This is a genomic window from Streptomyces sp. NBC_00690 (genome assembly GCF_036226685.1).
Lineage (GTDB): Bacteria > Actinomycetota > Actinomycetes > Streptomycetales > Streptomycetaceae > Streptomyces.
In genome coordinates, this window is record NZ_CP109009.1 from 3789129 (window position 1) to 3814270 (window position 25142).

Here is a 25142-nt window from a genome sequence, read left to right on the forward strand (position 1 = left end):
GGGCGTAGACGAGAACGACATACCTAACGGTTCCCATACAAAGCACCCAGGCGCTCTCGACAGACCAATGTGAGAGGGGTCACCCTGTCATTCATCCACGCGGGGAGGCATGGATGGGCAGGAGCCGCAGAACAATTCCGGAGGAGCTTTTGCTGCTCGCTTTGGACCCGACGACGGGAACCACAGCGCAGCCGCAGTCGCTCGACCTTGGTCTGGCCGGAGCACAGCTAGTGGAGCTGGCTCTGGCAGGACGGATAGCCCCAGACGGGGATCGTATCGCCGTGGTGATGCCACGGCCGACCGGAGATCCAACACTGGACTCCGCGCTGGAACTGCTGCGCCGACGTGGCAGTCCGGTTCGCGCGGTCCACTGGATCGGCGGGCCCCGACTGGGGTTGCGCCAGATCTACCTGGCACACCTGGAGCGGTGCGGCATGGTTCATGCCGTCGCGGGCCAGATGTGCGGGGTGCTGCCGACGACTCGCTACCAAGCGACGGACACGGCGATCAGCAGGGACATCCGAGCCCGGCTGGACAGTGCGATCCGCACCGGTGTTCCACCGGACCCGCGGACCGCGGCGCTCGCCGCGCTGGCCCATGCGGTCGGACTCGGCAAGCACCTCTACCCAGGAAATGAGGGGCGTTCCTCGCGATCCCGACTGCGGGATCTCATCAGGCATGACCCCATGGGCGGACTCGTGGCGCACGCCGTGATGGACGTCCAGAACGGCGCGGCTGCGCAGCCGCGTCGCAATCCTTCTGCATCGGGCAGCAGCCGTCAGGCGGCCGTTTCGATGCAGCCGCGCCGCGGGGGCATGGCCCGCGTCGCCGCGCACTGAGCATCACACGCACCAGGCGCCGCACCGGGCACAGAGATAGGCACGGAGCGGCGCAGGGCGCACTGAGTCACCGCGATCGACCGAACCACCGCACCAGGCAACGCTGTCACGCTCTGGAGCACCGCACCGCGCGAACGGAGGCCATCACCGCCGCCGTAGCGATGTGTTCCTGATCCGGTTCGGGGGTCGCACCCCGACGCGCGGGGCAGCCAGCACTGCTCCGCGCGTCCATCGCGCCGTCAGCCGTACGACCGGGCCCCACTGGCGTCCGGGGTCCGGTGCGACCAAGCCGCGAGCACATCCGGAACACACCACCCCCAGCACCACCCCCAGGGCGTCTCGTGTGGCAATTCCCCAGCGCGGGCCCTCCTTGTGGTGGCAGTCTGCTGAGCAGTAGATACGCTCAGCTACAGCCGGAGGTGCAGTTTCTGTGGCGTCCAGTGTCAATCCCACCGTCAGGCGACGTCGTTTGGGTCTGGAGCTGCGCAGGCTCCGGGAACTGCGCGGCATGACCGCCGAAGAGGTGGCCGAACGCCTGTTGGTCTCCCAGTCGAAGATCAGCAGGTTGGAGAACGGCCGCCGTTCCATCAGCCAGCGGGACGTGCGCGACCTGTGCAACGTGTACGAGGTCGACGACCACCGCATCGTCGACTCCCTGATGCAGATGGCCAAGGACTCCCGCCAGCAGGGCTGGTGGCACGCCTTCGGTGACATCCCGTACAGCGTCTACATCGGTCTGGAGACCGACGCCGCGAGCCTCCGCGTGTACGAACCGCAGGTCGTGCCCGGGCTGCTCCAGACCAAGCCGTACGCGGAAGCGCTGATCGCGGGCGCCCTGCCGGAAAGTGCGGTGTCGGACATCGACAAGCGGGTGAGCGTACGGGTGCGCCGCCAGGAGCGGATCAAGGACTCGGAGTTGCCGCTGCGGATGTGGGCGGTGATCGACGAAGCGGCGCTGCGCAGGGCCGTGGGCGGCCGGGCCCTGATGCGGGAACAGTTGGAGTACCTCATGGAGATGTCCCAACTGCCGCACGTCACCATCCAGGTGCTCCCGTTCGACATGGGCGCGCATCCCGGCATCAACGGCCAGTACGCGATTCTGGAATTCCCCGACGCCACCGATTCAAGCGTCGTCTATATCGAGGGCGTCACCAGCGATCTCTATCTGGAGAAAGCGAACGACGTGCACAAGTACAGCGTGATGTACGAACACCTGCGGGCCCAGGCGCTGAATGTGGAGCAGACGACCGCGTTCATCGAGAGCATCGCCAAGGAGTACGCCCGCTAGGCAGAGGTGTGCGGGAGCGGGGCTCTGGAGCGGTGCGATGAAGATCAATTTACCTATGTCACTGAAAAGGGCGGAACGATACACCCCCGGCTGGCAATTGCGTAAGGGGCGAGTAGCACATGCCATCCGACCGAGTGAATGCCTGCCTCGCAGGTCCGTTGCGACGAGTAGCGTCGATCACACCAGCGCCACGCTGGCACATCGCACCACTTGCCGAAGCGGAGTAAACATGGCAATCATTCAGGGAGCCACGGAGTCATGGACGAAGTCCACGTACTCCGGGGGGAACGGGGCTTGCGTGGAGGTCAAGTCCCCGATCATGCAGGCTATTTCCGTACGAGACTCCAAGGTCCCCGCGGGCCCCACGATCAATTTCGTGCCCGGCTCGTGGAACGCCTTCGTCAGCGAAGTCGGCCAGGGAGCGTTCCATCTCGGCTGATCTCCTGCCGAGCAGTGAAGGACGTTCTTCGCACACGCAGCACTCCCCAGGCGCGTGTGTGGATGTACCACCTGACAGAGCCCTCTCGACTGGTCCGCCGTCCCGGCCGAGGGGGCTCGGCCGTGTTCTGAGTCGGCGCCCACCTCATTGAGCACTCGGGCCCCTTAGATCGCGCCACCGGATGGGACGTGGACGATGCTGAGGCCCGAGCCGGTCGCGGGAATGCCACGGGCGTGTTCGGGCACGGTCAGTTGGCGCAGCCGGGGAAACGCCTCCAGCCATCCATCGCCCAGCACCGCCGAGTAGCCGTCCTTGAGCCAGAGATGGGTGAGGAGGTCCGGGTCCAGATGGGTGAGCAGATCGGTGGAGCGGAAGATTCCCACCAGTTGGACGTGGGAGCGCCCGCCGAGGTCTTGTAGGGCCCGCAGATGGTCCACGTGGTGAGCGGTGAAGTAGAGGTCCGTCTCATCGAGGTGGGCGATGACCGACTCCGCGTACCGCTGGGTGTCGAACCGCGACCAGGACCAGGCCAACTGACGTCGTACGGGCAGGGCCGGGTGGCGGCTGAAACGCGCCAGTACGGGCAGGGCCGCGTCGGTGCCGATCCGGGTCGCCGTGATGATCACGTGCTCGGCCTGTTCGGCCGTCAGCTCCTCGGGCCCGGGGAGCAGTCCCAGCACGATGGGACCGCCGAACTCCCCGAGGTTGCGCGCCCGTCTGCGACTGCTCGGAGGCACGAACCGGCCGACGAGGTCGACCACGCGTTGCCGGATGTCGGGAGCCACCTCGGTGGCGTGCTCCAGGCAGGTTGCGGCCAGCAGCACCCGACGCAACTCCTCCCCCGAGAGGCTGCTCGCATGCGGAGTGTCGTAGAGGTCCCTGCCCAGCGAGGTTCCCTTGATGTCGGCGATGAGGCCGTTGAGAACGCGTTCCCGTTCGGCGGGGCGGCCCAGGGCCACCGACATCCGTACGACGTCCTCCCACTGGTCCTTGTGCGCATTGTCCAGCAGCAGCGGGAAATCACCCTCCTCGACGACGGCCTTGGCGCCCAGATAGTCCTGGAAGGTGCGGTGGACGAAGTCGATGCGGCCCGCGACCGGCTCCCGCAGCAGACCGGAGCGCTCCAGCAGATGTCGTAGGACCTGCTCCGGAGGTGCCTGGACATGGGCCATATTCACCAGCGAGCGCTCCACCTGGCGCAGCGCGTCGTCCTGCGCCATCTCCACCCGGTCATTGCGGATCAGCCAGTGGGCGAGCTTCTGGAGAAGAAGGATCTGGGTCTCGGACGACAGTCGCAGACCACCATCCGACCGCACCCCGCGCTCGATGTCGCGCCGCTCCAGCAGCATCCTCAGCGCCGCGTCGTACAGGTCCTTGCGGCCGTGCGGCAGGAAGCCACGGCGTTCGCGGTGCAGGGCGCAGAGCAGTCCGCACATCAGCGGGTTCACCGACAGTCGCCCAAGGTCCCCACCGGCCCGGACTGCGTCGAGCAGCGCTTCGCCGAGTTCGGGTTCTGTTCCCGCCGCCGTGTGCCAGCGGCGGATGAAGTGGATGACGTCCGGGCGGGACATCGAGGACAGGGACAGCGGGGTGAAGCCCTCGCGTCCCAGCCAGTCATCGTCGACTGCGGAGGGACGGGCGGTCACCAGCCAGAGGTTGCCCGGGAAGTCCGCCATCAATTCGCGCAGCCAGCGGCGCGTCTGTTCGCGCTCTCGGCGGGGGATCTCGTCGATGCCGTCGACAAGGAGGAACGCCCGTCCGGCGCGCAGCACTCGATCCGCCCAACCCGTCGGTTGGGAGCCTGCGACGGAGCTGCGCACCGAGGACAGGAACTCATCCGGTGTGGGTGGGCTGCCGTCGCTGATGACCCGGCGCAACGGGAGGACGAAGGGGATGCGGCCGATGAGTTGGCCGAGGTGCTCGGTGAATTCGGGCCCGTTCGGGCCGTCGGCCCTCCACCGGGCGGTGGTGACGGCCAGCCACTGCACGAGCGTGGTCTTGCCCGATCCGGCGCCACCGAGCAGCAGGACCTTGCTCCGGCCGGAGAAGACCTGTTCGGCGGGGATCGGTGCGGCCGAGTCCTGGGCGAGCTCCAGGGAGACGTAGGAGGCGTCGAGTTGCCATTCGCGCTCGTGGTGGAGGTCGAGTCCATGGATGGTCAGCTCGCCGTGCTTGTGGGCGAGGTGCCGCAGATAGCGCTCTTCGAAGCGGGCGTCCTCGGCCGATCGACCGGGGAGCCGCTCGATGAGGAGGTCGGTGGCCGCGATCAATGACTCGATGGAACGGGACTGTTCGACGAGGGTGCGGGCGACGAAGGTGGAGCGCTGGGTGAAAAAGTTCAGGATGTGCAGACAGGCCGTGTGGAGGAGGGCGTCGTAGTAGCCCTCGGCGGCGGTGGAGAGTTGGGTGGGGCGGGCGAGCCGGGCGGCGAATCCGTCGGCACCCAGACGTACGGCTTGCACGTCGTCCATGTCGAGATCGCCGAGGCTGTGCAGGGCGAGGGTGAGCGCGTCGGCCAGTTCCCGGCGCACCTCGGATGTCGGGGCCTCGTTCGGACCGAGGGCGCCAGCCGCACGCTTCACCAACTCGGTACAGAGCTTGGCCAACTCGGCATCGCCCAGGGTGCGCTTCTCCCCCTTGAACGAGACCAACCCCCCAATCCGTACCGGGCGGTCCACCAGACCGGCACCTGGAGTGCCCTGGACGAAGAGCTTCGTGACCAGGGGGCCCACTGCGCCGGAGACGAGGCGTGCGGCGATGGGGGAGAAGTCCATGACCGGGATGCTAAGGCCATTCCGGTGGACGCTGTCGGGTGGGGCGCGGGCCTTCGATGACTTTCGGGCGGGCGCTTGCTTCATGCTGGCGCAGTGCGCGCGGGGTTCCTTCGGATACCCGGCTTCAGAGACCCCGGCTTCAGAGACCTCAGATTCAGATGTGCCGGGTTCAGATGTGCCGGGTTCAGAGGGTTCTCTTCAGACGCGGGGGTAGCGGGCCAACCACCCGGGGGCAGCCGCGGCCGGGCCGTGCAGTGCCGGCCCTTGGGTCATCTCCATGGCGAAGTCGTCCGCCAGCTCCAGCACGGTGGGGCGCCCTTCCAACTCCGACAGCCAAGCGGGGGGAAGCGCGGTCTCGCCGTGCAGAGCGCCGAGCAGTGCGCCGGTCAGACAGCCCGTGATCTCGGAGGGGCCGTCGTGGTTGACCGCGAGGCGCAGTCCGTGGCGTATGTCCTGGCTCACCAGGGTGCAGTACACGGCGGTCGCGAGTGCCTCTTCGGCGCTGCGCTCTCCACCGAATCCGGCGATGCGCTCCGGATCGGGCGCGCCCTCCCGTACGGCTGCGACGGCCGTTTCCAGTGCGTCCGTCACCGGCTGGTGGCCCGGACGGGCGCCCACGAGGGTGAGGGCCCGCCGTATCGAGCCGTCCAGTCCCTCGCCCCGCGCCAGACCGTGGACGATCACGGCGAAGGCGCCGGCTGAGAGATAGGCGCTGGGGTGGCCGTGCGTGTGCACGGCGCATTCCATGGCCAACTGGCAGACCAACTGGGGTTCCCAGCCGACGAGCAGCCCGAAGGGCGCCGACCGGGCCAGTGCGCCCGCGTCACGGGCGGTCGGGTTCTTGGGGCTGTCCAGGGTGCCCATGGTGTCGTCGCCCAGGCCCAGAAGGACGGTCTTGGTCGGGGCGCGCCTGGTGTAGAGCCACTCCTCGCAGGCCAGCCAGCCGTTGTCCTTGCGGCGTTCGTCCGGGCCCCAGTCGGACTGGGTCGCGGCCCAGCGCCGATGGGCCCGGTGCACATCGGTGGGCGGGTGCCAGGCGCCGGCGTCGCGGCGGACCTGGGCGCGGATCAGCCCGTCAACGGTGAACAGGCTCAGTTGGGTGGCCGCGGTGATGGCGCCGCGCCTGCCGTACGCGGGGACGAAGTCATTGACGCCTTGGGGACCGTAGGCGTCGACCATCTCCTTCCAGGTGAGCGCGGTCACACCCGCGCCCAGCGCATCGCCGATGGCCGCGCCGAGCAGGGAGCCGCGCACCCGGGCCCGGAAGTCCTGCTGTTCGGCACGCCCCCAGACGGCTGTGGCTGCTGGGGTCACCGCGCGCCCTCCCTGGACGTGGAACGTAGTGCGAACTACAGCGAACGTAGTGGGAACGTAAGCCGGGGCAGCACTGTAATCGCTACGGCGCTGACGGGGCGGCTTGTGGGGTGAAGGCTCCCTTCATATCTCGGGCTTCGGCCGGTTCGACTGGGGGAGGGCGCAGCTGCTGGGGCGGCTGCGGCTTGGAGTGGTGGGCTCCGCTCCCCCACCCCGGCGAGGGCCTGTCCGCTGGCCCGGAGCGGCTCGGCCCCTCGGCCCGTCCGGGGGTTGGCCCCCTGGCCGAGGCCATACGCCGACCGGGCTTCGGCCGGGTTCGGCGGGCTGGCCCGGAGCGGCTCGGCACCCCGGTCCGTCCCTGGCCCGCCCTTGACGGAGGCCCGCGGCGCACGGAGGACTGCCTTGCCCAAGCGGGGCGCCCGCCCTCGCCCTGCTCCGAACTCCGAACTCCGAACTCCGAACGAGGGGCCGGCCAGTTCTCCCCCCGTACGGCGTCGGTCCGCTGCACCGGCTCGCGGCCCAGCGGCGGCGCCCAGCCCCACCGAGCCCCAGCTGAGGCGTCGGCCCGCTCTCGACGAGGGTCACCCGGCGCATTGGCGGCGAAGCTCGTCGGCTTCTTGTTCGTCGCTGAGCGCAGGATCCTCCAGCAACTCCCGGGCGCTCGCCCCCTCTCCCAGCGACAGCAGCACTCTGACGTCCAGCAGAGCGAGCGCGGGGCTGCCCTGTGCCAGGTGCACACGGGCGCGGACCCGATAGGGGCGGGCATCGTCCGGTGCGAGGGCTATCGCGCGGCCCAACTCCTCCCGGGCCTGCGTCAGCCGGCCCAGAGCGAAGAGGGTCCTCCCGCGCCCTGCCGCGATCCATGGTTCGTCCGGGTGGAGTTCCGCCGCTCGCGTCAGGTCCCCGAGGGCTTCCTCCCAGCGACCTAGCGCATGCAGCGACTGCCCTCGGCGCCCTCTCGACCATCCGTCGTCCGGGGCGAGGGCTATCGCCCGGTCGTAGTCGTCGATCGCCCGGTCGTGCCGGCCCTCTCGTCGATGCGCGTCTCCGCGCAGCACGCGGTACGCGGGGTTCTGCGGCGCCGCGGCCACCGCTGCTTCGAGATCGGTGAGTTCGCTTGCGTGGTCACCGAGTGCGCGGTGCACCGCGGCACGCGCCTCCAGCGCCGCCGTGGAGCCCGGCGCGGACTCCAACACCCGGTCGAGGTCGGACAGCGCTTCTGGATACCGCTGGAGGCCCGCTCGGGCACGGCCTCTGGCCACTCGCGCATATGCGTAGGACGGGTCGTGGGCCAGCGAGGCATCGAAGTCCGCGATCGCCTGCTCATGGCGTCCGGCGCGCAGGTGCGCATGGCCGCGCTGGGCGTGGGCCCACTCCTTGGCCCTGGAGGTCTCCACCACCCGATCGAGGTCGGCGAACTCCGCCGTGGTGTCGCCCTGCTCCCGATGGATCTCCGCCCGGCGCAACACCGCCCATAGATAGCCCGGCTCGATCTCCAGCGATGCCGTCAGATCCGCCAGGGCGTCGTCGATGCGGGCCAGCGCCTTCTTCGCCATGGCCCTGCTGCCCAGCGCCCAGGCGTAGGAGGGGTCGAGGACGAGCGCCCGGTCATAGAGGGCGATCGCCTCCTCATTGCGCCCGAGGTGGCGCAGGATCTCGCCGTACTCGCCGACGATCCAGGGGTTGTCCGCGTCGAGCTCGCGGGCGCGCCGGATGTCACGGAGGGACCCTTCGCCATCTCCCAGCCCACGTCTGACCTGGGCGCGACGCACCCGTGCCCACACATGACCGGGGTTGGACTCCAGGGCGTCATCGAGATCAAGGAGGGCTTCCGCGCTGCGCCCGAGCGCGTGTTTGCTCTGGGCCCGGCTGGAGAGCGCCCAACTGTCCGCCGCATCGAGCTCCAGGGCCCGGTCGAAGTGTTCGAGCGAGGCGCTGTGCTCATGCAGCAGCCGATGGGTCTCACCGAGGCCGAAGTGCGCCCGCTGGCACGCGTCGTCCAGGGCGATGGCCCGCTGGTAGTCCCGCATCGCCTCGGCGTGATCACCGAGATTGCGTCGGTCGCGCCCCCGGACGACCAGGGCGGTCACCTTGGCCGCAGGTTCCAGTTCGGCCCGGCTGAGGATCAGACCGAGCAGCTCGATGCATCTGCGTCCGTCGTCCCCCAGGGCGCCCAGCGATTCCCGCCCCAGCGAGCCGAGGACGTCGCTGTTGGCGTCGATGCCGGCGTCGATGAGGATCTGCGCCCATTGCCGGGCTCGTGGCATCCCTGCGTCGCAGGCGTCGATGCCGTCCCGAAGGGCGGCGGGCAGCGCTGCGCGCGGCTGTGCGCAGAGCCGGTGGTACAGCTCCTCCAGACGCAGTTCGCGCCAGCTGTCCTGCGCCCAGCGCTCAGCGGGCCGGAGCCCTTCTCCGGCCTTCGCGCACCAGCCCGCGAACGCGGCGGCCAAGCGATCGTGACCTGCGCTCCAGCGCTCGGGGGAGCTGTTGCGGCGCAGCCGCAGCATCGGTTCCCGGACGACGTCGTGATACTGCGCGCGGCCTCCTCGGTCGATGACGAAGGGCATCGACCGGAGCCAGGCGAAGAGGTCCGGGGCCTGGTCGGTGCCGACGGCCGCCCGGAACACGTCCTCGTTGAGCCGTCGGGGCAGTGCTCCGTCCTGTGCGGCGGCACGCCGCACAGGATCGACCTCCCATTTGAGGAACCGCTCCACAGCGGTGGCGCTGGGGTCGTCGACGGCGCCTGTGCTGCCCGCGTTCTCCGCGAGGGTGGAGACCAGGACCGGGAGGCAGCCGGAGAGCCTCAGGACGTCCCTGACGACCCGTTCGTCATGGACCTTCTTGTCCGCGAGGAGTTGGCGTGCCTCCGACTCGGTGAAGGGCGACAGCGGGATCTCGGTGATCAGTCCGGCGTGGTCCGACCAGACATGAGGGTTGAGCGGGCGTTGTCCGGAGGTGGTGATGAGGCAGTTCCCCGGCAGCGGGCCGTGCCGGCTCGCCAGGAGGTCGCACAGCCATGGATCGAGGAAGGCGCTGGTGCGCTCGTACGTGTCGAAGAAGAACGCGATCCAGGGAATCCGGTCGGCGATGCGCTCCAACTCGGCCAGGAAGACCGGTGTGAGGGCCTTCACCGGGTCGAGGACGAGCGCCACGTCCTCCTGTTTGCCGAAGTGACGGCTGAGGGCCGCCCGTGCGTTGTCGGTGGCGTGGGCGATGCGGTTGGGGTCGATGGCCCCGGTGAGGGCTCCGGCGCCGGGGACAAGACCCATCGCGATCAGCCCGGCCTGGGCGACCACGAGGGAGCCCGTGGTGGGCGCCGGGGCACCGGTCGTCGGGTCCGCATCGGGTGCAGCGGCGGGAGCGCTGACGGCGGCTTCCACCTCGTGTCGGCGCTGGCGGTAGGTGGCCAGCAGCTTCTCCAGCGGTTTCAGCGGGAACCCCTGGGCGGCGAACTGTGCGCAGACCGCTTCCAGGACCTCGGGCACGCTCGCCGCCGATTCGTCGACGGCGGCCGTCAGCGCTCCCGCCTCCTTGGCGGTGTGGACGAGCCGGCGCACCAGGAAGGACTTGCCCACCCCTGCATTGCCGTGGACATGGAAGGCGAAGTGGTGCTCCGGGTCCTCCAGCGATGTCGACAGATTGCCCTCGAACAGCGCCAACTCGGCCCGCCTGCCCACAAAACCGGCGAGCCTGCGCTGCTTCAACAAGTCCTGCATCGACCGAACCATGTGATCAGTCTGACCGCTGCGCCCACCGGCCGTCAGCCCCTGTGGATAACCTCCGGGACCAGGCCCGCGCAGGGGTGGAACGCAGCGGACCTACCCCGCTTCGGAGCGCGCAACTCCGCTACGAAGCGCGGTAGGTACAGCGTTGGGCGGGTTACTCCGACACCAACGGCAGCAGGGCCGGCAGTTGCCCGTCCGCCTCGGTCGCCGTGCGCTGCCGCTCCTCGGGCACCTCCCCGTACAGCGTGGTCCGTGCCCGCGCCGGGCGCCCCGCCAGATCGGCGATCTCCACCAGCCCCTTGATGGAGCGGTACGAGCCGTACCGGGACCCGGCCATGCGGGAGATGGTCTCCTCCATCAGGGTGCCGCCCAGGTCGTTGGCGCCCGAGCGCAGCATCTCCGCCGCTCCTTCGGCGCCCAACTTCACCCAACTGGTCTGGATGTTGGTGATATGCGGGTGGAGCAGCAGCCGCGCCATCGCGGTCACCGCCCGGTTGTCACGGTCCGTGGGCCCCGGCCTGGCGATCCCGGCGAGGTAGACCGGCGCGTTCGTATGGATGAACGGCAGGGTCACGAACTCCGTGAAGCCTCCCGTCTCCTGCTGGATGCGGGCGAGCGTACGGAAGTGGCCGAGCCAGTGCCTGGGCTGGTCGACGTGCCCGTACATCATGGTCGACGAGGAGCGGATGCCGAGTTCGTGCGCGGTGCTGACGACCTCGATCCAGGTCGCCGCGGGCAGCTTGCCCTTGGTGAGGACCCAGCGGACCTCGTCGTCCAGGATCTCGGCCGCGGTACCGGGGATGGAGTCGAGTCCCGCTTCCTTCGCCGCGGTCAGCCACTCCCGTACGGACAGTCCGGTGCGTGAGGCACCGTTGACGATCTCCATCGGGGAGAAGGCGTGCACGTGCATGCCGGGCACGCGTTCCTTGACGGCCCGGGCGATGTCGAAGTACGCGGTGCCCGGGAGGTCGGGATGGATGCCGCCCTGCATACAGACCTCGATGGCCCCCACGTCCCATGCCTGTTCGGCGCGGTCGGCCACCTGGGACAGCGAGAGGGTGTAGGCGTCGGCGTCGGTGCGGCGCTGGGCGAAGGCGCAGAACCGGCAGCCGGTGTAGCAGACGTTCGTGAAGTTGATGTTGCGCGTGACGACGTACGTCACCTCGTCACCCACCACGGAGCGGCGCAGTTCGTCCGCGATGGCGGTCAGGGCGTCCAGGGCCGGTCCGTCGGCGTGGAGAAGGGCCAGTGCCTCGTCGTCGGTGAGCCGGGTCGGGTCGTCGGCCGCGGTGCGCAGCGCCTGGCGCACGTCGGCGTCGATCCGTGAGGGGACCATGCCGGGGGCGGCAGCCTCCCGGAGCGCGCCCCAATCGCCGTAGACGGCGTCGAAGTCGGCCCTGCGGTCGTGGGTGCGTCCCTCGGTGTCGATCGTGTGGTGGAGGTCGGTGCGCCCGGTGGCGGTGAAGCCCTCGTCGGGTTCCTGCCAGGGCAGTCCGACGGGGATGGCGTCCGGGCGGGCCAGTCCGGTCTGCGGATCGGACAGCGCGCGTACGTGGGGAAGCACCCGCGGGTCCAGCCACGGTTCTCCGCGCTGCACGAACTCGGGGTACACGCACAGCCGCTCGGCGAGGGTGAAGCCGACGGCGGCCGACTGTCGGGCGAGCTCGTCGATCTGGGGCCAGGGGCGCTCGGGGTTCACATGGTCGGGGGTCAGCGGGGACACCCCGCCCCAGTCGTCGATGCCGGCGCCGATCAATCGGGCGTACTCGGCGTCGACCAGGTTCGGCGGGGCCTGGAGGCAGGCGGACGGCCCGAGGAGCAGCCGGGCGACGGCCACGGTGGCGACCAGTTCGTCCAGTTCGGCATCGGGCATGCCGCGCATGGCCGTGTCGGGCTTGGCACGGAAGTTCTGGAGGATGAGTTCCTGGATGCCGTGGTACGAGCGGGAGACGCGGCGCAGCGCGAAGAGGGACTCCGCTCGCTCCTCGTAAGTCTCCCCGATGCCGATGAGGAGGCCGCTGGTGAAGGGCACCGAGCTACGGCCGGCGTCTTCGAGGACCCGCAGCCGTACGGCCGGTTCCTTGTCGGGCGAGCCGTAGTGCGGGCCGCCCGGCTCGCTCCACAGACGGGTGGCGGTGGTCTCCAACATCATGCCCATGGAGGGTGCGACGGGCTTGAGCCGCTGGAAGTCGGTCCACGTCATCACGCCCGGATTGAGGTGGGGCAGCAGCCCGGTCTCCTCCAGGATGCGGATGGAGATGGCCCGGACGTAGGCGATGGTGTCGTCGTACCCCTCGGCCTCCAGCCAGGCGCGGGCCTCGGGCCAGCGGTCCTCGGGTTTGTCGCCAAGGGTGATCAGGGCTTCCTTGCAGCCCAGTTCGGCGCCACGGCGGGCGATGGCGAGCACCTCGTCGGGGGACATGAACATGCCGTGGCCGGCGCGCCTCAGCTTGCCCGGCACGGTGACGAAGGTGCAGTAGTGGCACTTGTCGCGGCAGAGGCGGGTGAGGGGAATGAAGACGCTCTTGGAGTAGGTGATGATTCCCGGCCGTCCGGCGGCTTCGAGCCCGGCGTCCCGTACACGCGCCGCGGAGGCGCAGAGGTCGTCCAGATCACGGCCGCGGGCCTGGAGGAGGACGGTGGTCTCGGCAACGTCGAGGGCGACCCCGTCCCTGGCTCGCTTGAGGGCGCGGCGCATGGAGTTCTCGGTGGGGCGTGCGGGCTCGTGATCCGTCATGAATCGAGCATACGAGCTGATCGGGGGCGGTAAAGGGGCCGGTGGGCGCACTGACCGAGTCAGGGTGTGCCGGGGGCGTGCGCGTGGGCGAGCACCACGGGGTGAGGTGCCGGTGGGCGGGTGTGCCGCCGTCTGCGGCACCGGCTGTGGCGACCGTTCCCGTTCATCAGACCGTCATGTACGGCAGCGGAACGGGGGTACGGACCTGAGTAGCGGGGCGGATTCCATCGGGCTGCCGGGCGTGGCGCAATGGCCCCATGGCTGACTCGTTCCCGTCTCGTCCGGAGTCCCGTACGACCGCCCGCACCGCCGGTCGTACGGCCGATCAACAGTGGCGGCTGGCCGCCCGGATCGGGCTGGCGACGCTCGCGCCCGCCTTCGCCGCGGCGGTGATCGTGATGCTGAACCACTGCATCCCGAACGACTGTGCCGCCCAATCTGAGCTGTCGTACATCGCCTGGTGGGCCTTCGGAATCAGCGCGTCAGCAGGGCTGTTCGCCTCGTTCGCACCCCAGCGCTTCTACCGGAGCCAGCGGGCCAGGCCGTCGGTGACGTTGCTGCACTGGGCGGCGCAACTCGTCTCGGTGGGTGCGGTGCTGGCCTATATGAGATGAGCGCGCTCGGACGGGGTCAGTCCGGAACGACCAGGGACGGTGTCTCACGGGTGAGCACCTCGCCGCGGAAGAACGCCGGGCTCTTGCGCTGCATCACCAGCATGATGACCACGCCGACGAGCAGCAGCCCGACGCCGATGACGAAGACCGAGCCGACACCGAAGACCGCGGAGCCGCTTCCGTACGCCGGGTCCCACATGTCGTACAGGGTCTTGCCGAAGACCGCCGCCAGCAGTGCACCGCCGAGGAGGGGGAAGATGCCCTTGAAGACCAGGTCCCGGCCGGAGCGCAGGAGTTCCTTGCGGAAGTACCAGGCGCAGGCGAACGCCGTCAGCGAGTAGTAGAAGCAGATCATCAGGCCGAGGGCGTAGATCGTGTCGATCAGTACGTTCTCGCTGACGAGGGTCATCACGGCATAGAAGGCACCGGTGGCGATACCGGCGACGACCGTGGCGCGGCCCGGGGTCTTGAAGCGGGGGTTGACCCGCGAGTACGAGGCGGGCAGGGCCTCGTACGTCGACATGGCAAGGACGGTTCGGGCGACCGGGATGAAGGTCGTCTGGAGGCTGGCCGCGGCCGAGGCGAGCACGGCCACGAAGAGCAGAACACCGAGGCCGGGGCCCATGATCGGGCCGGCGAGGGCGGCGAAGACATTGTCGGAGGTCTCGGCGTTGGCGAGCCCAAGGCCCTTGTCACCGGACCCGACGGCCATCTGCGCCGCCACCGCGGTGGCGAGGTAGGAGGCGACGAGGATGACCATGGCGATCAGTGCGGCCCGCCCCGGGGTCCTGTCGCTGCCCGTGGTCTCTTCGTTGGCGGTGAGGCAGGCGTCCCAGCCCCAGTACATGAAGATCGACAGCGAGAGTCCGGCGGTGAAGGCGGCGAAGGACTGGACGGCGAAGGGGTTCAGCCACTCCATCGAGAAGGACAGCGAGGTGTCGAAGGAGCCGGCCTTGCTCAGCGCCATCGCCACGAACAGGCCGAGCACCAGCAGTTGCAGTCCGACCAGGGCGTACTGGACGCCCTTGGTGGCCGTCATGCCCCGGTAGCTGATCGCGGTGGCGACGGCGATCAGGATCAGGACGGTGGTGATGTGGACGGCCTTGTTGTCGTCGAGTGCGGCGATGGACTCACTACCGGTGATCTCGCCGGCGAGGAGCCAGAAGAAGGACGTGGCGACGCCTGCCAGATTGGAGAGCACGATGATCGTGGCGATCACCAGGCCCCAGCCGCACATCCAGCCGAGGCGGGGGCCGAACGCCTTCACGGTCCAGGTGAAGGAGGTGCCGCAGTCCGGCATCACACGGTTCAGCTCTCGGTAGGCGAAGGCCACCAGCAGCATGGGCAGGAAGCCCGCGAGGAAGACGGCGGGCATCTGGAGCCCCACCTCACCGGTGGTGGAGCCAAGCGTCGAGGTGAGGCAGTAGACGGGGGCGACGGTGGAGATGCCGATGACGGCACTGCCGGTGAGGCCGACGGAATTGCCACCGAGCCCCTTGGTGCGTACGCCGCTTCGGGACGCGCCGCCGTCCGGGGCACCCCCTACCGTGTCTCCGGCCAGGGGCCGCGCGTCCAACTGACTCATGAACAGGACGTTAACGGGTGCGGTTTCCACATGCGGAGGCATACCGTCTGGATATCGAACCTTGGTTTTCGCGGGTGATTTCGACAGATCACCTAAAGATGGAAGATCGACCAAGGACGCAGGGCACGGGTTGCAAGGAATTCGGACCCTACTCGCAAGTACGAGAACCGCAGCACCGCCCGTTTTGCACCTTTTGAAATTTTCCCGCGCTCGCCCGTCGCCCATGATCGCCCTGCGGAATCGCCTCGCGGAGTGCGCCCCTCGAGATGATCTTTGCCCTGAGGCACGAGCCCCCGAAGGCCACCGAGAACCCCGAAGATCAGTCACCACCGCCGACGGCTCCGCGCCGCCGCCCGCAGCAGCGCCAAGGGCGCCCGCCGCCCGTCGCCCCTAGACGCAGTCCCCCGAGGCGGGAAAGCCCCTGGAAGACCCCCGCCCACGGCCCGGATACCGGCCAGGTGACCTCAGGTGACCTCCAGCCCCAGCGCGCCGGCGATGACGGCCGCCTGCTCCAGATCGATCTTCGCTCCGGACACTTGGACAGCCAGCGGGTTCAGCGAGGACAGATCACTCCCCCGTAGATCAGCGCCGGAGAGGTTGGCGCCGAGAAAGGTGGTGCCGGAGAGGTCCGTCACCACCAGCGATGCCCCCTCCAGCCGCGCGCCTGTGAGGTCGGACTCCCGCATCCGCACCCCGTCGAAGGCGGCGCCCCGCAGATCCGCCTTCGGCAGGGCGACGAAGGACCAGTCCCCTCCGGTCACCCGGAGGATGTTGAAGGTGCAGTTATGGAACTGGCTACCGACGAATTTGCACTGTTCGAAAACGGTGTCGAAAAAGGTGCACCGTCTGAAGGTGCAGTTGGTGAAGGCGGCGCTGCTGTGCCGCGAGGCGTTGAACCGCACCCCGGAGAAGGTGCACTCGTCGAAGATGCCGCCCTCGTTCACCACCTCCGTCCAGTCGGTGTCGTAGAAGGTGTGCCGGGTGTACCGCTGGTCCGACAGATCCCTTCCGTACCAGTCCTCATCCCCGACGACCACGCTCTCGGCGGGGGCGGAAGCCTCGGGAGAGGCGGGGTCGGGATGCGCACGCTCACGTCGGATGGCCATGCATCCGATTGAACACGCCCCCACTGACAGTGCCGCCGCGCCCATCGCACCGGCGCCGATCGAGCGGTCAGCGCCAGGCCGGCTCTCCCAGCCGGGTGGTGACCCGCTCCACCGTGCACCCCATCGCCCGGACGGCGGCGAGCAGTGCGGTCCGGGCGTGCTCCTCGTCGGCCGGTGGATGGCCAAGCCGGATCTGATGCCCGTACGCCGTCTCGTAGGTGAGTTTCCACCTTCGTTCGGGCACGTCGAAGTGGTCCTGTCGGATGCCGTCGCCGTCATCGACGCCGCCCCGATCGACGGTCGGCGCCAGCGCCGCACGCAGGATCCGCAACCGCTCGGGATAGTCAGGGTCGTCCCGTGGCGGACCGACGAGCCTGATGTTCACGTGGACCCGCTCGACGAAGGGGTCGAACCACGGCTGTGCGGTCTCCGGCGCGGGCAGCAGCCCCTGCACCGCCGTCTCTCCGCTCAGCCAGTGATGCAGGAACGCGACCGCCCCGAACGGATGGACGGACCAGCCGTGGCCCCGCGGATTCCACGCCACCGTCCGCCAGGTGTGCGGTGCGCCCTGGGTGAGCCAGCAGAGCCGATCCCCGTTGTCGGTGCCCGCCCACATCAGCAGCCCACCGGGCTCGGGGTAGTAGGGGTGGGGGTGCTCCTCCGGGTACTCCTCCCGGGACTCCGACTCCTCCGCCAGGATGCGCCGGGACCACTGGAGCAGCGGGCTGCCGTCTCCGAAGGGGTTGAGCGGGGTGACGAAGTCGACGAACTGGCCCGTTCCATAGCGCTCGACGAGCGCCATGAAATCGGCGGGCAGCGCTAGGCCCAACGCGCTCTCCACCTGCGCCCAGTCGCCTCGTGCGGCGACGGGTGAGCGCGGCGGCGGCACCAGACGGGTCAGATCGTCGATGGTCGTCATGAGCGGGAGTGTACGAACGAGGTCCGCACCGGGTGCGGGGGAACCCGTGGGCCAGGACTCCATCGCCGACACCCTCACCCCGGTCCACCTGCAAAGACTTCATCTCCCGAGGCAACCCATACGACCGGATCTCCGTCTCCATGGGGGACTATGCATTGCGCGTATACGCCGTGTGTATAGTTCCGGAGGCACTGCGCCCCCGACCAGGTGCGCGGCCCTCTGCGCACCCGTACCCATCGACCTCTCGGGGGAAGTTCCGCCATGCCCATCTCCAGGACGAGGACCGTCACTGCGGCGGCTGTCGCCGCGCTGACACTGACGCTCGCCGGCTGCTCCATGGACACCACCGCTCCTGCGGACGCCCGGTCCGACGCCCGGTCCGACGGCAAGTCCCTCAAGGGCGCCACGAAGACGGTCCGGGCGACCACGGTCACGCCCGAAGCGCCGGTGGACTGCGAGAAGGCCAAGTGCATCGCGCTCACCTTCGACGCCGGCCCGGGTAAGGACACCCCTCAACTGCTCGACACGCTGATGAAGGAGCGGGTCCCGGCGACCTTTTTCCTGCTGGGCAAGCACCACGTGGTGAAGTACCCGAAGGTGGTGAAACGTATCTCCGATGAGGGGCACGAGGTCGCCAACCACACCTGGACCCACCGCAGGCTCGACCAGCTCAACCGCAACGAGATACGCGAGGAGTTGGAGCTCACCCAGCAGGCGATATCGAAGATCACCGGCACCGAGCCGACCTTGATGCGCCCGCCGCAGGGACGGATCGATGACGAGGTCACCGCGGTCAGCAAGGAACTCGGGCTCGCCCAGATCCTGTGGAGCGCCACCGCCAAGGACTACTCCACCAATGACTCCGCCCTCATCGAGAAGCGCATCCTGAAGCAGGCCGGGCGGGACGGCATCATCCTGCTGCACGACATCTACGACGGGACGGTCCCCGCTGTCCCGGGCATCATCGCGAAGCTGAAGGACCGCGGTTATACGTTCGTCACCGTGTCCCAACTGTTGGCGCCCGCCAAGGCCAACCCCGGTGAGGTTTACCGCCCGTAATGCCTGCCCCGGGACCCGCCCGGCCCCCCTCAAACGGTCCGACCACACCCGTGCACCCGCACCCGCACGTGCAAAAGCACGATGAGGAAGCGCTTCGTTGCTGACGGGGCCGCCCGGTTCAGGGCAGACTGTCGGGTGCGAATCGGCAGTTCGGGCAGGGGGCAGCTATGGACCGTGACCGCGGGCCACGCGTACCGGAGCAGCGCATTCCAGCGCCCAGTGACGTCATTGACCTGCGTTTCAGCGTGTTGGGGCCGGTACGGGCCTGGCGCGGTGGGGATCCCCTGCCCTCAGGATCACCCCAACAGCGGGCGCTGCTGGCCGCGCTGCTACTGCGGGACGGGCGCACGGCGACCGCAGCCGAGTTGATCGACGCCATCTGGGGCGACGACCCGCCTTCGCAAGCGCTTGCAGCCGTCCGGACGTACGCGTCCCGGCTGCGCAAGGTCCTCTCGGTCAACGCTCTGGTCAGCGAATCAGGCGGCTACGCCATCCGGATACGGCGTGACTGCCTCGACCTCTCCACCGCCCAGGAACTGGCCGTCGAGGCGGAGAAGGCGCGTGCGACGGGTGACCGCAACCATGCCAGGGCCCTGCTGAACAAGTCCCTCGGCCTCTGGGACGGCGAGGCGCTGGCCAATGTTCCGGGCCCGTACGCCGAGAGCCAGCGGGTACGACTGGACGAATGGCGTCTGCAACTCCTGGAAACCCGACTGGAGCTCGATCTGGAATCGGGCTGCCACGCGGAGGCCGTATCGGAGTTGACCGCGCTCACCGCGACACACCCACTGCGGGAGCGGCTGCGGGAACTGCTGATGCTGGCGCTCTACCGCAGCGGACGGCAGGCGGAGGCACTCGCCGTGTACGCGGACACCCGACGGCTGCTCGCCGAGGAGTTGGGCGTCGACCCCCGTGCCGAACTCTCCCGGCTCCAGCAGCGCATCCTCCAGGCGGACGCCGAACTGGCCCGACCGAACGATGAGCAGGCGCCCGCGCCCCAGATCGCCCAGCCCGCCCAGCTGCCGGCCACGGTCCCCGACTTCACCGGGCGGGCCTCCTTCGTGCGCGAGTTGGGCGGCAAGCTCGCCACCGCCGAGGGTTCCGTCATGGCGGTCTCGGCACTCGCCGGCATCGGTGGCGTCGGCAAGACCACGCTGGCGGTCCACGTCGCCCACGAGGCCAGGCCGCACTTCCCGGACGGGCAGCTCTACATCGACCTCCAGGGCGCGGGCAGCCGTGCCGCCGAACCGGTCGCGGTGCTGGGGGCGTTCCTGCGGGCGCTGGGCGTGCCCGACACCTCGATCCCCGACTCGCTGGCGGAACGCGCCGGGCTCTACCGCTCGACGCTCGCCGGCCGTCGGGTCCTGGTGCTCCTCGACAACGCTCGGGACGCCGCCCAGATCCGGCCCCTGCTGCCCGGTACGGCCGGATGTGCGGCCCTGGTCACCAGCCGGGTCAGGATGGTCGATCTGGCCGGGGCACATCTGGTGGACCTGGATGTGATGTCGCCGGACGAGGCCCTCCAGCTGTTCATGCGGATAGTGGGTGAGGAGCGGGTGGGCGCGGAACGTGAGTCCGCCCTCGACGTGGTCGCTGCCTGCGGCTTCCTTCCCCTGGCGATCCGCATCGCGGCCTCGCGGCTGGCGGCCCGGCGCACGTGGACGGTCTCCGTGCTCGCGGCCAAGCTCGCCGACGGGCGCCGCCGGCTCGATGAACTCCAGGCCGGCGACCTGGCGGTGAAGGCCACCTTCGAGTTGGGGTACGGCCAGTTGGAGCCCACCCAGGCCCGCGCCTTTCGGCTGCTGGGCCTCGCCGACGGCCCGGACATCTCGTTGACGGCCGCAGCCGCCGTCCTGGGGCTGCCCCTGCACGAGTCCGAGGACCTGTTGGAAGCCCTCGTCGACACCTCCCTGTTGGAGTCGGCGGCGCCAGGCCGCTACCGATACCACGATCTGGTACGCCTCTACGCCCGCTCCTGCTCCGAGCGCGACGAGACACCGCAGGAGGCCGAGGCGGCACTGTCGCGGCTGCTGGACTTCTATCTGGCGACGGCGGCACGGGTGTATGGGATGGAGCGCCCCGGCGACCGGCTCGTCGACCACGTCGGGCCGACCGTGCACGACGGGCTGGCCTTCGACGATCAGCGCGAGGCCCAGGACTGGCTGTACTCGGAGGCCAACTGCCTGCTGGCCGCGGCCCGACAGGCGACGGACGGGCACCGGCTCAGGCTGGCCGTCGACCTGCTGTGGGCCGCCCAGGACCTCGCCGAATCCGGCGCCAACTCCAAGTTGTACGAGATCGCTGCGACTGCCGTCGGCGATGCCGCCCGCACCTCGGGCGACCCGCGCACCGAGGCACGGGCCCGTACGTCGATGACCAATGTCCACCTCGTGGCGGGCCGCTACGAGCACGCGGACGAGGAAGCCAAGGAGGCCGCGGCGCTCGCGGAAGCGGTTGCCGATCCGGCGCCCGTCTACTGGTCCGACAACGACCGCGGCATCATCGCCTTCAACCAGGGCCGCTTCAAGGAGGCCGAGGAGCATCTGCGCCGCGCCACGGAGGGCTCACGCGCCGACGGCAATCTGCCCGGAGAGGCGAGCGCCCTGTGCAACCTCTCCCGCATCCACCTGTCCACGGGACGGGTGGCCCAGGCGATCGCGCTGGCCGAGCAGGGGGTGGAGATCTACGACCGCATCGGGCACACCCTGCGGCTGGCGAACGCCCGCTATGCACTGGGGGTGGCACTGACCCAGGCGGGGCGGCCGACCGAAGCGCTGGAGCAGCTCTCGGAGGCGTTGGACCGCTTTGAGACAAGTCGACAGCGGCTGTGGGAGGGGACGACCCACTTCCGTATCGCCCAGGCCCACTACTCGGCACGACGTACGGCACGGGCCGCCCAACATGCCGAACAGGCCCTGGCGATCGGTTGCATCGGCGGGGACCGCACCCGGGCGAATGTGCTGATCACGCTCGGGAGGGCGCTGGCGGCGCTCGGCCAGGCGGACCGGGCGCGGGCCTGCTGGCTGGAGGCGTTGGCGCTGCACGAGGCATCGGGCGCGGTGGAGGCCGATGAGGTACGGGAGTTGCTGGCTCCGCTCAGCGCGGCCTGACGACCGGGTCAGTAACCGGACGCCCCATTCCCGATGATGGTTGCCGGTCCGGCCCCTCTCTCGGAATGATGACCTCTCGGCCATCTGATCGAATGCCCGCTCGGGGTGTGGTGGTGCCCCGCCAAAGGAAAGCGGCGTGCGGGGCCGTCGTGCGAGCAGCGCACCGGTGGCTGCTGAACGGCTTCCGGTGAGTGCCGGGCGGTGCGAGGGGCGCCGGATATGCGCCCGTGGTGCGTCACCGGTCCACCGGTCGAGTGATTTCCCGGCGCCGCGCCGCTCCCGGTTCGTCCGGGCCCGCTACCCGGAGCGTGTGCGTTCGCCCATGTCCGCTCCTGTGGACAAATCCGGCCGTCCGCCCCTCTGTGACAGCTTTCTGCCAGGACGTTCATCGAATGTTTATGCCCGTCCGACATGCTCCTATCCAGTCGATCCGTCGCGTCGGGGGGCAGACGGATCGCACAGGGCCCTCACCTCTCCGGGGGGAGAGTGAGTGTCCTATGGCCTTCCGTCCGGCGACCCTCGGGGGAGTCTCCGGGCGGAAGGCTCTTTCTGGTTCATCGAAAGGCAAACTCATGGGGGACAAGATGAGCGACATGAACGACAAGGCCCCAGACGACATCACCACCTTGGGCGACCACCACACGCCCAACCCGCCGCGGGACGGGATCACCACCATGGGGGACCACCACACCCCCACCCCGCCCAAGGCCGGCGCCCTCACGCCGCAGGAAGACCGTCATACGCCCGTACCGCCCATCGACGCAGTCGTCACCACACTGGGCGACCACCACACCCCGACCCCGCCGCGGGACGCGGTGGCGCGGGACCACCACACGCCGGCGCCTCCTCGGGACGGGGTCGCCAGCACTCCGCTGGACCACCACACGCCCACACCTCCGCGGGACGGGATCATCACCACTCCGCTGGATCACCACACCCCCAACCCGCCCAAGGACGGCGGGCCGACGACGCAGGGCGACCACCACACGCCCGCAGCGCCGAGGTTCTGATCCACACGGATCCACACACGGATCCAGGGACGAACACGGGGATGGGCGTGCGAGCCCATGACTGCATGAACTGACCGCACGACTGCATGACCCATGCACGACTCATTCATGGCTCATGCAGGACTGCTCACGATGTCGGCCGCGGCGGCGCGGGGGAAAAGCCGTCGCGGCCGAGCCATGCGCGCACCCGGCACCCGGCAACGAGACCGAGGCCGAGACATAGACCGGGACGTAGTCCGAAACCAGGCCGGGTACCGAGAACTCCGTGATCCGCTACACCCAGGACTAGCTGGCCGAAAATGTGCGCTCACCATGCGCCTTCCCTGACAGGTGATCAGCCCGGCCCGATCACAAGTTCCCTTTCTGCAACACAACTTCACAATTTCTTGCGGCAAGATCTACCGAGATCGCTCGGGAACAGTGTCTACTGGGCCAGGTCAATCCCCAGGCGGCCCTGACCAGCACCCTTCCCGAGGTCTATTCGATGATCGAGATACCGGACCTGGCCGCCATCGGCCTGGCCGTAGGGACCCTGTCAGCGTTCGTCATGGGCGGCGGACTGCTGCGGTCACGTCGTCAACACGCGCGTCAGCATGACGAGATCGCGTCCCTCCGCGCGGATCTGGAATCGGCCCGCGAAGAAGTCGGCCGCACCTCAAGGGCGATCACTGCCGAAGTGGTGCACCTCGCCCAACGCCGGCTCCCGGCCGCTGCGACCCAATCCGTGCATTCCCATATCAAGGTTCCCGGACCGCTCCGCCCCGACCTCCTGACCGGCAGCGCCTTGGGCGCCGGCCTCAACCAGGTGCTCGAAGGGCTGCTGTCCGCGGTGACGCAGGAGCGCAAGCGCGTCGACGCAGCCGCCCGCGCGGGCATGCGCGGCACCACCCGGGAGATCCAAGCCGGGCTGTACCGGCTCCAGGACGTCCTGCGCGGACTCCAACAGCGCTACGACGAACCCGAACTGGCCGAGACCCTCTTCGCGCTCGACCACGAGAACGAACAGTCACTGCGCCGTGCCCAGGTCGCCGCCGTGGTCTGTGGTGCCTGGGTGGGACTCGCCCGCGAGGAATCCCATCTCGTGGACGCGGTGACCGGTGGCCAGTCACGGCTCGCCGGCTATCAGCGCATTCGGATCAGCAACCATCTTGAGGACGGCACGGCACTGGTCTCCCATGCCGTCGAGCCCGTCGCCATCATCGTCGCCGAACTGCTCGACAACGCGCTGCGCCACTCGTCCCCGGACACGGTGGTCACCGTGAATCTGGAGCGCGCCCACCACGGTGTCACCATCACCATGGATGACGCGGGCGTGGGCATGGCGCCTGACGAACGCACCTACGCACAGCGCATGGTCGCGGGCAACGACCCCATCCTGCTGTCGGAGTTGGGCGATCCGCCGCGGATGGGACTGGCCGCGATCGGCCAACTGACCAGGCAGTTCGATCTTTCCGTCGATCTCTCGTCTCCCTCCCCCTACGGCGGGGTACGGGCGGTGCTGCTGGTCAAGAACCATCTGCTGAGCCACCTCGATCCCACGGTGCATCCGCCGTCCGCCGCCGCGCCGCACTCCACCAGGAACTCCCCCGGACCCCAGGGGCAGCCGACCGACGAGAGTCCCGCAGCGTCATCGACACCGGCCGCCGTGCCCGCAGAGCGCGGTGCGACCGCTCCGGAGCCTGCGGTGGTCCAGCCGTCACCGGCCCCGCCGGGCGGCGGCGGTGCCAGGTCGCCGCTGGAGGAGCCGATCACCCATGAAGCGGCGCCTTCCATGCCGCAGGGGGCCGAGAGCGATGCGCTGCCCCGCCGTCGTCGTCGGACCCGGCCCGACTCCGCCACCGGGGCATCCGTCAGGGCCCGCCCCTACGCCCCCGTACGCACCCCCGAACAGGCAGCGGCGGCCCTCGGGGCGCTGCAAGCGGGCACCCTGGCCGCCCGCAACGCCGAGCCCGTACGAACCGAAGCCGAAACTCCGCGCGCAGCGGCCGAACCCCTGCGCAGCGCAGCCGAATGGGAAGGGAACGACCCCCGATGACCAGCCGCACCTCCCGCGAAACAGGCGACACGGCATGGGTACTCGATCCGATCCTGGAGATTCCCCATGTGCGTGCCGCCGTTCTGCTGACGCGGGACGGTCTGGTCTCCGGCTATTCCGATCGGCTGTCCAGGCCGTCCGCCGAGCGGGTCGCCGCGATCACCAGCACCGTGCAGGGCGCGTGCCGTACGGCGGCTGCGGCCTTCGCGGACGAGGACAGTGCGGAGGTGCGGCAGGTCGTGGTCGAGTCGGACCACGGGTACATCCTGGTCGCGCCCACCCGTCACGGGACCTGTGTCGCGGCTTTCGGCGACCCGGAAGTCCGGTTGGACCTGTTGGCCCACCGGGTGCACTCGCAGGTGGCCCGGCTCGGCGAGAAGGCGATGAGTGCGGCACCCCGCGGAGTCGACGGCCCCGGTACCGCATGACCGGACGCCGGGGCGGTCGGCCGCTGGTCCCCGCTTACCTGTCCACGGCAGGACGGGCCCGGCCGAGTCGCAACAGCCTGGAGCGTCTCTCGGTACTGACCGGGCTGGTCGGCGGTACGGACCCGGCCTCGCCGCAGGGCGGTCCCAGCGGGGACGGTCA

Annotated in this window: 16 protein-coding genes and 1 pseudogene; 10 read left to right on the top strand and 7 right to left on the bottom strand. The window is 69.4% G+C overall.

What is annotated here, in order from left to right; genetic code table 11:
* The first annotated feature begins 113 nt into the window (after positions 1-113).
* From OID54_RS16640 to OID54_RS16650, 3 genes are all read left to right on the top strand, one after another.
* Positions 114-839: a GOLPH3/VPS74 family protein gene (locus OID54_RS16640; RefSeq protein ID WP_329020369.1), complete on the top strand. Its 726-nt coding sequence runs from the start codon at positions 114-116 to the stop codon at positions 837-839.
* A gap of 430 nt (positions 840-1269) precedes the next feature.
* Positions 1270-2127 carry a helix-turn-helix domain-containing protein gene (locus OID54_RS16645; RefSeq protein WP_329020371.1) on the top strand — a complete coding sequence of 286 codons (858 nt, stop codon included), beginning with the start codon at positions 1270-1272 and terminating at the stop codon, positions 2125-2127.
* Positions 2128-2356: 229 nt separating this feature from the next.
* Positions 2357-2566: a DUF397 domain-containing protein gene (locus OID54_RS16650; RefSeq protein WP_329020373.1), complete on the top strand. Its 210-nt coding sequence runs from the start codon at positions 2357-2359 to the stop codon at positions 2564-2566.
* Between the two features lie 164 nt (positions 2567-2730).
* Here the strand turns inward: OID54_RS16650 and OID54_RS16655 are convergent, their stop codons facing one another.
* From OID54_RS16655 to OID54_RS16670, 4 genes are all read right to left on the bottom strand, one after another.
* Entirely contained in the window at positions 2731-5340 is a 2610-nt protein-coding gene (locus tag OID54_RS16655; RefSeq protein WP_329020375.1) for an NACHT domain-containing protein, read from the bottom strand.
* A gap of 198 nt (positions 5341-5538) precedes the next feature.
* Positions 5539-6654 carry an ADP-ribosylglycohydrolase family protein gene (locus OID54_RS16660; RefSeq protein ID WP_329020377.1) on the bottom strand — a complete coding sequence of 372 codons (1116 nt, stop codon included), beginning with the start codon at positions 6652-6654 and terminating at the stop codon, positions 5539-5541.
* Between the two features lie 581 nt (positions 6655-7235).
* The gene (locus tag OID54_RS16665; protein WP_329020380.1) at positions 7236-10370 is read right to left on the bottom strand and encodes a tetratricopeptide repeat protein; all 3135 of its coding nucleotides are present in this window, start codon (positions 10368-10370) and stop codon (positions 7236-7238) included.
* Positions 10371-10533: 163 nt separating this feature from the next.
* Positions 10534-13116, bottom strand: coding sequence for a bifunctional FO biosynthesis protein CofGH (locus OID54_RS16670; RefSeq protein WP_329020382.1), 2583 nt, complete (start codon positions 13114-13116; stop codon positions 10534-10536).
* A 257-nt stretch (positions 13117-13373) separates the two neighbouring features.
* Between OID54_RS16670 and OID54_RS16675 the strand changes: the two genes are divergently transcribed.
* Positions 13374-13730, top strand: a complete 357-nt coding sequence (locus OID54_RS16675; protein ID WP_329020383.1) for a hypothetical protein — start codon at positions 13374-13376, stop codon at positions 13728-13730.
* A gap of 16 nt (positions 13731-13746) precedes the next feature.
* On the opposite strand, the gene OID54_RS16680 is transcribed toward OID54_RS16675, so the two are convergent.
* From OID54_RS16680 to OID54_RS16690, 3 genes are all read right to left on the bottom strand, one after another.
* Positions 13747-15315: an APC family permease gene (locus tag OID54_RS16680; RefSeq protein WP_329020385.1), complete on the bottom strand. Its 1569-nt coding sequence runs from the start codon at positions 15313-15315 to the stop codon at positions 13747-13749.
* Positions 15316-15779: 464 nt separating this feature from the next.
* Positions 15780-16421, bottom strand: a complete 642-nt coding sequence (locus OID54_RS16685) for a pentapeptide repeat-containing protein (RefSeq protein ID WP_329020388.1) — start codon at positions 16419-16421, stop codon at positions 15780-15782.
* 67 nt (positions 16422-16488) lie between these two features.
* Positions 16489-17340, bottom strand: coding sequence for an SMI1/KNR4 family protein (locus OID54_RS16690; protein ID WP_329020390.1), 852 nt, complete (start codon positions 17338-17340; stop codon positions 16489-16491).
* Between the two features lie 261 nt (positions 17341-17601).
* Here OID54_RS16690 and OID54_RS16695 point away from each other — a divergent pair, with 261 nt between their 5' ends.
* The 6 genes and pseudogenes from OID54_RS16695 to OID54_RS39210 all read left to right on the top strand — a co-directional run.
* Positions 17602-18399 (top strand): polysaccharide deacetylase family protein, encoded by a 798-nt coding sequence (locus OID54_RS16695; RefSeq protein WP_329020392.1) that lies wholly within the window; start codon positions 17602-17604, stop codon positions 18397-18399.
* A gap of 167 nt (positions 18400-18566) precedes the next feature.
* Complete coding sequence (locus tag OID54_RS16700; protein WP_329020394.1) at positions 18567-21509, top strand: AfsR/SARP family transcriptional regulator; 2943 nt, start codon at positions 18567-18569, stop codon at positions 21507-21509.
* Between the two features lie 584 nt (positions 21510-22093).
* A complete protein-coding gene (locus OID54_RS16705) occupies positions 22094-22519 on the top strand; it encodes a hypothetical protein (protein WP_329020396.1) in 426 nt (141 codons plus the stop codon).
* Positions 22520-23003: 484 nt separating this feature from the next.
* Positions 23004-24554: an ATP-binding protein gene (locus OID54_RS16710; RefSeq protein WP_329020398.1), complete on the top strand. Its 1551-nt coding sequence runs from the start codon at positions 23004-23006 to the stop codon at positions 24552-24554.
* Complete coding sequence (locus tag OID54_RS16715; protein WP_329020400.1) at positions 24551-24982, top strand: roadblock/LC7 domain-containing protein; 432 nt, start codon at positions 24551-24553, stop codon at positions 24980-24982. Before OID54_RS16710 ends, OID54_RS16715 begins: the two co-directional genes overlap by 4 nt.
* Positions 24979-25137, top strand: a pseudogene (locus tag OID54_RS39210) (DUF742 domain-containing protein); the annotation flags it as partial. The gene OID54_RS16715 and the pseudogene OID54_RS39210, both read left to right, overlap by 4 nt.
* Positions 25138-25142 lie beyond the last annotated feature (5 nt).